Origin of the sequence: Streptomyces boetiae (assembly GCF_031845405.1) — a bacterium.
GTDB classification, from domain to species: Bacteria; Actinomycetota; Actinomycetes; order Streptomycetales; family Streptomycetaceae; genus Streptomyces; species Streptomyces boetiae.
In genome coordinates this window covers 42,863-49,015 of record NZ_JAVREN010000038.1, presented here as the reverse complement: position 1 = coordinate 49,015, position 6,153 = coordinate 42,863, and the positions used below count along the sequence as shown (strand labels likewise).

Here is a 6,153-nt window from a genome sequence, read left to right as displayed (position 1 = left end):
GGAGTTCGGCGGCCGGGGCGGGGGAGGGTGGGGCCGGTGCCGGGGAGTGGGTGAGGAGGCGGTCGCGGTCGCGGCCTCTCAGGGCGAGGAGGGTGAAGGGGTCGGCGTCGAACTCGTCGGCCACGGCGAGGAGGACGGCCGTCAGGTGGGCGCAGGGGGTGGAGCGGTCCGGGCAGGAGCACTCCAGGGTCAGGTCGCGCGCGGTGGCGGGGAGCAGGGAGAGGCCCGTGCGGGCGAAGGCCGCGTCGAGGGCGGCGGGGGTGGAGGGGAGGCGGCCCTCGGCCAGGTCGGGGGCCAGGGACTCCTCCGCGCGGCGCCACTGCTGAGGGGTGAAGACCGGCAGGTCGATCCAGACCTCGTGCCAGTGGCCGCCCATGCCGCGCACCTGAGCGCGGACGGAGCCGGAGCCGATCAGCGGGCCCCGGACGGGGAGTGCGCGCCGGACGGGCCCGAGGGCGTAACCGAAGGAGGCCAGGCGCTCGGCGAGGCGGGCGGACCAGGAGTCGGGGGCGCGGTCAGGCGGGGACATCGGCGGCCTCCGTGGAGAGCGTGATCAGCTCGCGCAGTGCCTCCGTGGACAGGTCCGTGAGCGCGGAGGAGCCGTCCGCGTCCGAGCGGACCACCGCCTCGGCCAGGTCCCGCTTCGCCCCGGCCAGCGCCTCCACGCGCTCCTCTATCGTCCCGGCGCACACGAACTTGTGGACGTGAACGTCCCGCCGCTGGCCGATCCGGAAGGCCCGGTCGGTGGCCTGGGACTCGACGGCGGGGTTCCACCAGCGGTCGATGTGGACGACGTGGCTCGCCTCGGTGAGGTTGAGGCCGAAGCCGCCCGCGCCCAGGGAGAGCAGGAAGACCGAGGGGCCGTCCGGGTCCTGGAAGCGGTCGACCATCCGCTCCCGCTCGCGGCGCGGAACGCCGCCGTGCAGGAAGAGAACCTCGCCGCCGAGCCGGGCGTCCAGGTGGCCGCGCAGCATCGTGCCGAACTCGGCGAACTGCGTGAAGCACAGCGCCTTCTCGCCCGCGCCGACGGCTGTCTCCAGGATCGTTTCGAGGCGGTCGAGCTTGCCGGAGCGGCCCGCCAGCCGCGAGCCGTCGCGCAGGTAGTGGGCGGGGTGGTTGCAGATCTGCTTCAGGCGGGTGAGGGAGGACAGGATCAGGCCCTTGCGCTCCATGCCGCGCGTGCGGTCGGCCTTGCTCAGCAGGCGGGCGACCACGGCCTGGTAGAGGCTGGCCTGCTCGGCGGTCAGCCGGCACAGCACCGTCGACTCGTGCTTCTCCGGCAGGCCGGGCAGCACGCCGGGGTCGCTCTTGCGGCGGCGCAGCAGGAACGGCCCGGTCAGGCGGCGCAGCGCCTCGGCGGGCTCCTGCCGGCCGTTCAGCTCGATGGGGACGGAGAACCGGTCCCGGAAGGACCCGGCCGAGCCGAACAGGCCGGGGTTGGCGAAGTCGAGCATCGCGTGCAGGTCGGCCAGCCGGTTCTCCACCGGGGTGCCGGTGAGGGCGACGCGGTGCCGCGCGGGGAGGGCGCGCAGGGCGCGGGAGCGGGCGGAGGCGAGGTTCTTCACGTGCTGGGCCTCGTCGGCGACCAGGCGGCGCCAGCGGATCGCGGCCAGGGCGTGGGCGTCGCGGACGGCCGTGCCGTAGGTGGTGAGCACGAGGTCGGCGTGCCGCGCGGCGTGCCCCAGGGCCTCGGCGTCGGCCCGGCCGGTGCCGTGGTGCGCGTGGACGGTCAGGCCGGGGGCGAAGCGGGCGGCCTCGCGCTGCCAATTCCCCAGGAGGGAGAGGGGGGAGACGAGGAGGGTGGCGCGGGACTCGACGCGGGCCCCGGCCGCGTCGGGCGCGGTGGGGGAACGCCCGGCCGCGCCCGGGGGCGCGCCGTCCGCGACGGCGTCGCCCCGGACGGCCTCGGACTCCGCCGCCAGCAGGGCCAGGAGCTGGACGGTCTTGCCCAGGCCCATGTCGTCCGCGAGGACCGCGCCGAGGTCCAGGCGGGAGAGCGCGGCGAGCCAGGCCAGGCCCCGCTCCTGGTACGGGCGCAGCTCGGCGGCGAACCACGTGGGCAGCGGCGGCGGCTCGGCGGCCGTGCCCCGGGCGTTCAGCACGCGACGGAGGGCGCCCCCGGCGCGGACGCGGATCACCGGCAGCCCGGCGCGCTCGGGCCCGGGCAGGTAGACGGCGCGCAGCACGTCCACGGCGGAGGCCGTGCCTTCGCCCTGGCGGGCCAGCAGGTCGAGCGCGGCGGCGATCTGCCGCTGGTCCACGGCCGTCCACTGCCCGTGCAGGCGGACCAACGGCGCCTTGGCGGCGGCCAGCTCGCGCAGGTCGTCCTCGGTCAGCGGCCGGTCGCCCAGGGCGGCCCGCCAGCGGAACGCCTGAACGGCCTCCTCCCCGACGCGCGGGCCCACCTCGACGGCGCCGGGCTGGAGCGCCCGGGCCGTCAGGGTCAGGCCGAGCCTGGGGGGCCGCTGCCACCAGGACGGCAGCTCCACGCCGAACCCGGCGGCCAGCAGCGCGGGCGCGCCCTCGCGCAGGAAGGCGAGGGCACCCTCGCGGGTGAGGGGGAGGCCGGCGGGGCGGGCGTCGCGCAGGGCCGGGGTCAGGCCGGGCCAGGTGGCCGCCGCGCGTTCGAGCTGGGCGAGGAACGCTTCGCGCGGGCGGTCCAGCCGGGCCTCCAGGGCGGCCAGGGCAGCTCCGGGCGGGTCCTGCCACAGCTCGGCTGCGGCCAGCAGCAGCGTCGGCTCCTCGGCGGGGTGCGCCAGGAAGAGCAGCCGCCAGTCGTCCTCGGAGGCGTGGCCCCCCAGCGGCTCGGCGAGGCGGAACGCCAGGCGCAGGGGCTCGGCGTCGGCCGGGCCGGCCGTGGCGTGCCAGGCCGCCAGGCGGGCGCGCAGGGCGTTCAGCTCGCCCCGGCCGGCGCCCAAAATGCGGGCGTCCGCGCTGGTCAGGGCCCTCAGCCACAGCTCGGCGGCGTCCCCGGGGCGCGGCTCGCCGCCGGGGAGCAGGGGCGGGGAGTCCTCCAGGGCGGCGCGGACCTCGGCGTCGGTGAGGCGGTCGAGCAGCGCGTCGGTGAGCTCGGCGCCGGCGCGGCCCTGGGGGTGGGCGGCCGGATCCCACTCGGCGCGGGCCACGGGCGGGACGCGGGCGGCCAGGGCCGCGATCTCGCGCAGCCCGGGGCCGTCGGGGGCGGGCTGCCAGCGGGCCTCGGCGGTCCCGTCGCTGCCGGGGCCGCTGCGCAGGACGGGCAGCACCTGGCCGCGCCCTGCCATGCGCCAGGCGAGGTCGTGGGCCTCGGTCAGCCAGCGCAGGGAGGCGCCGTAGGGGACCTCGACGGGCTCGGTCCTGGACAGTTCGGTGACCAGGGTGGCGCCGCCGCGCGGGGGGTGCAGGGCGCCCAGCAGCTGGGCGGCGTCGGCCGGGCCGAACACCAGGCAGGGCACGCGCCACGGCCGCAGCGCGGCCCGGCCGGGGGGCCCGCCGGGGGCCAGCTCGGGGGAGGGGAGCGGGCGGCCGTCGAGGGTGGGCAGCAGCAGGCGGCTGCTGCCGGACTCGGCGCGGCCGGCCAGCCACTCCAGGCCGGGGCCGGCGCCGGAGAGCAGCCGCGCGATCAGCCCGCCGGAGGCGGCGAACGGGTGCGGCGCGGGCAGCACGGGCCCCGCGGGCGGCCCGGCGGGCGCGCCGGGGGCCTCCGCCCACAGCGCGAGCCGCTGATCCCGCCGCCACAGCCCGTGCAGGGCGAACGCGTCCCCTCTCATGTCCGCCCCCTTTCCGTGCGATGTCCTGCGAGCCGGCCGGTCCGGCTCCGCGGAGGTGAACCGAGCTCCAGCGTAGGACGCCCCACTGACAACCCGGTCCGCCGGCCGCGGGGGCCGGGCCGGACGGGCGGGAGCGGCTCGGGGCCCGCCGGCGGCGCGGCCGTCCGCTCCGCCTGCGGCGGCGGGGCTTCGGCGCGGCGGAGCCGGGCGACCGGCTGTCGCGTCCCGACCGTCAGGTCGGCGGGCGAAGGCGCGGCACGGGGGGGGGCACGGCCCCGTCGTCCGGGCTCGGCGGCCGGGACCGCGTGTCACAGGCGCGCCGTAGACTTCCAGCGTGGCGGGCAGGATCAATGACGAGGATGTGAAGGCGGTCAGGGACGCGGTCCCGATCGATGCCGTCGTGTCCGAGTATCTGCAACTGCGGCCCGCTGGTGGGGGGAATCTCAAGGGGCTTTGTCCGTTTCATGATGAGAAGTCGCCCTCCTTTCACGTCAGTCCGAGCAAGGGGCTGTATCACTGCTTCGGCTGCCAGGAGGGCGGGGACACCCTCGCCTTCGTGATGCGGATGGAGCACCTGTCGTTCTCGGAGGCCGTGGAGCGGCTGGCCTCGCAGGCCGGGATCACGCTGCGGTACGAGCAGGGCGGGTACAGCCCCGGCCGTCAGCAGGGGGAGCGAACCCGGCTGGTCGAGGCGCACAAGGTCGCGGCGGCTTACTACGCGGAGCAGCTCGGTGCCTCGCCCGAGGCGGAGATCGGGCGGGCGTTCCTGCGCGAGCGCGGGTTCGAGCAGGAGGCGGCCGAGCGGTTCGGCGTGGGGTACGCGCCGGCCGGGTGGGATCACCTGGTGCGGTTCCTGCGCGGGCGCGGCTTCACCGACCGGGAGCTGCTGACCTCGGGGCTGGCCCAGGACGGCAGGCGCGGGCCCATCGACCGGTTCCGGGGGCGGCTGATCTGGCCGATCCGGGACATCACGGGCGAGGTCGTCGGCTTCGGCGCCCGCAAGCTCCGCGAGGACGACAACGGCCCCAAGTACCTGAACACCCCCGAGACCCCCATCTACCGCAAGTCCCAGGTGCTCTACGGCATCGACCTGGCCAAGCGGGACATCGCGAAGACGAACCGCGCGGTCGTCGTCGAGGGGTACACCGACGTCATGGCCTGCCACCTCGCCGGGGTCACCACCGCCATCGCCACCTGCGGCACGGCGTTCGGCGGCGAGCACGTCAAGATCCTGCGGCGCGTGCTGATGGACTCCTCCAGCTCGCACAGCGCGGGCGAGGTCGTCTTCACCTTCGACGGCGACTCGGCCGGGCAGAAGGCCGCGCTTCGGGCGTTCGAGGACGATCAGAAGTTCGCCGCCCGCACCTCGATCGCGATCTCCCCGGGCGGGATGGACCCCTGCGAGCTGCGGATCGCCCAGGGCGACGAGGCCGTGCGCGAGCTGATCGAGAGCCGGTCGCCACTGTTCGGATTCGCCATCGAGTCGATCGTTCGCCAGCACAATCTGGACACGGCCGAGGGCCGGTCCGCCGCGCTGGACTTCGCCGCGCCGATCGTCGCGCAGATCAAGGACCTCGCCATCCGGCACGAGTACGCCGTCCGCCTCGCCGGGCTGCTCGGCATCATGGACGAAACGCTGGTGGTGCGGCGCGTCGTGCAGCTCGCCCGCCGCGGGGCCGGGCGCCAGGCCCCGGCCGCCCCCGGCCGTTCCGCCCCCGCCTCGCGACAGACGAACGGAACGCCGGCCGCCCCCTCCCGCCCCGCCGCGCCCACCGGCCCCCCGCTGAATCTCCGCAGCCCCGCCTACCTGGAGGAACGCGAGCTGCTGAAGCTGGCGTTGCAGTTCCCCGAGCTGGTCGCCCCGGTCTTCGACGCCTTCGGCGAGGACGAGTTCACGGCCGCGCCCTACGCGGCCGTCCGCCGCTGCGTCGCCGAGGCGGGCGGGGTCGCCGCGGCCGGGCCCGAGTTCCTGGAGCGGGTGCGGGAGGCCGCCCCCGACGACACCTTCCGCGTCCTGATCAACGAGCTGTCCGTGGAGCCGTTGCAGGTCTCCCGGCGCAAGCAGCGCGAGATGGACGTGTACGCCGAGGCGCGGCTGGTCCAGGTGCGCCTGGCCGCCGTCGAGCGCCGCATGGCCGAGCTGGCCTCCGCGGCCCGCCGCGCCGAGACCTCCGGCAGCGGCGGCGCGGAGGAGATCTACAAGGAGCACTGGGCGCTGGAGCAGTACCGCACCGCCCTCAAGGAGCGCGGCGCCGCGGCGCTGTACGGCTGAGGGACGCCAGGGGCAGGACGCGTGCCCCGGGCAGGACGTGCCCCGGACGAGGGCGAGCGCTCCGGACAGGACGAACGCCACGGACAGACCGTGCCGTACCGCCGCGCCGCCCTCACCCCGCGCCCATAAGTC

3 protein-coding genes are annotated in these 6,153 nt (G+C 76.6%); 1 reads left to right on the top strand and 2 read right to left on the bottom strand.

Features of this window, described 5'->3' with window-relative positions:
• Both RM780_RS21365 and RM780_RS21360 read right to left on the bottom strand, forming a co-directional pair.
• Positions 1–529 (bottom strand): SWIM zinc finger family protein (locus RM780_RS21365; RefSeq protein WP_311632449.1); only part of this gene is annotated, 529 nt, incomplete at its 3' end.
• Complete coding sequence (locus RM780_RS21360; protein ID WP_311632448.1) at positions 516–3,749, bottom strand: DEAD/DEAH box helicase; 3,234 nt, start codon at positions 3,747–3,749, stop codon at positions 516–518. The genes RM780_RS21365 and RM780_RS21360, both read right to left, overlap by 14 nt.
• Positions 3,750–4,083: 334 nt before the next feature.
• On the opposite strand from RM780_RS21360, the gene dnaG reads away from it, so the two are divergent.
• A complete protein-coding gene (gene dnaG, locus RM780_RS21355; RefSeq protein ID WP_311632447.1) occupies positions 4,084–6,021 on the top strand; it encodes a DNA primase in 1,938 nt (645 codons plus the stop codon).
• The last annotated feature ends 132 nt before the right edge of the window (positions 6,022–6,153 follow it).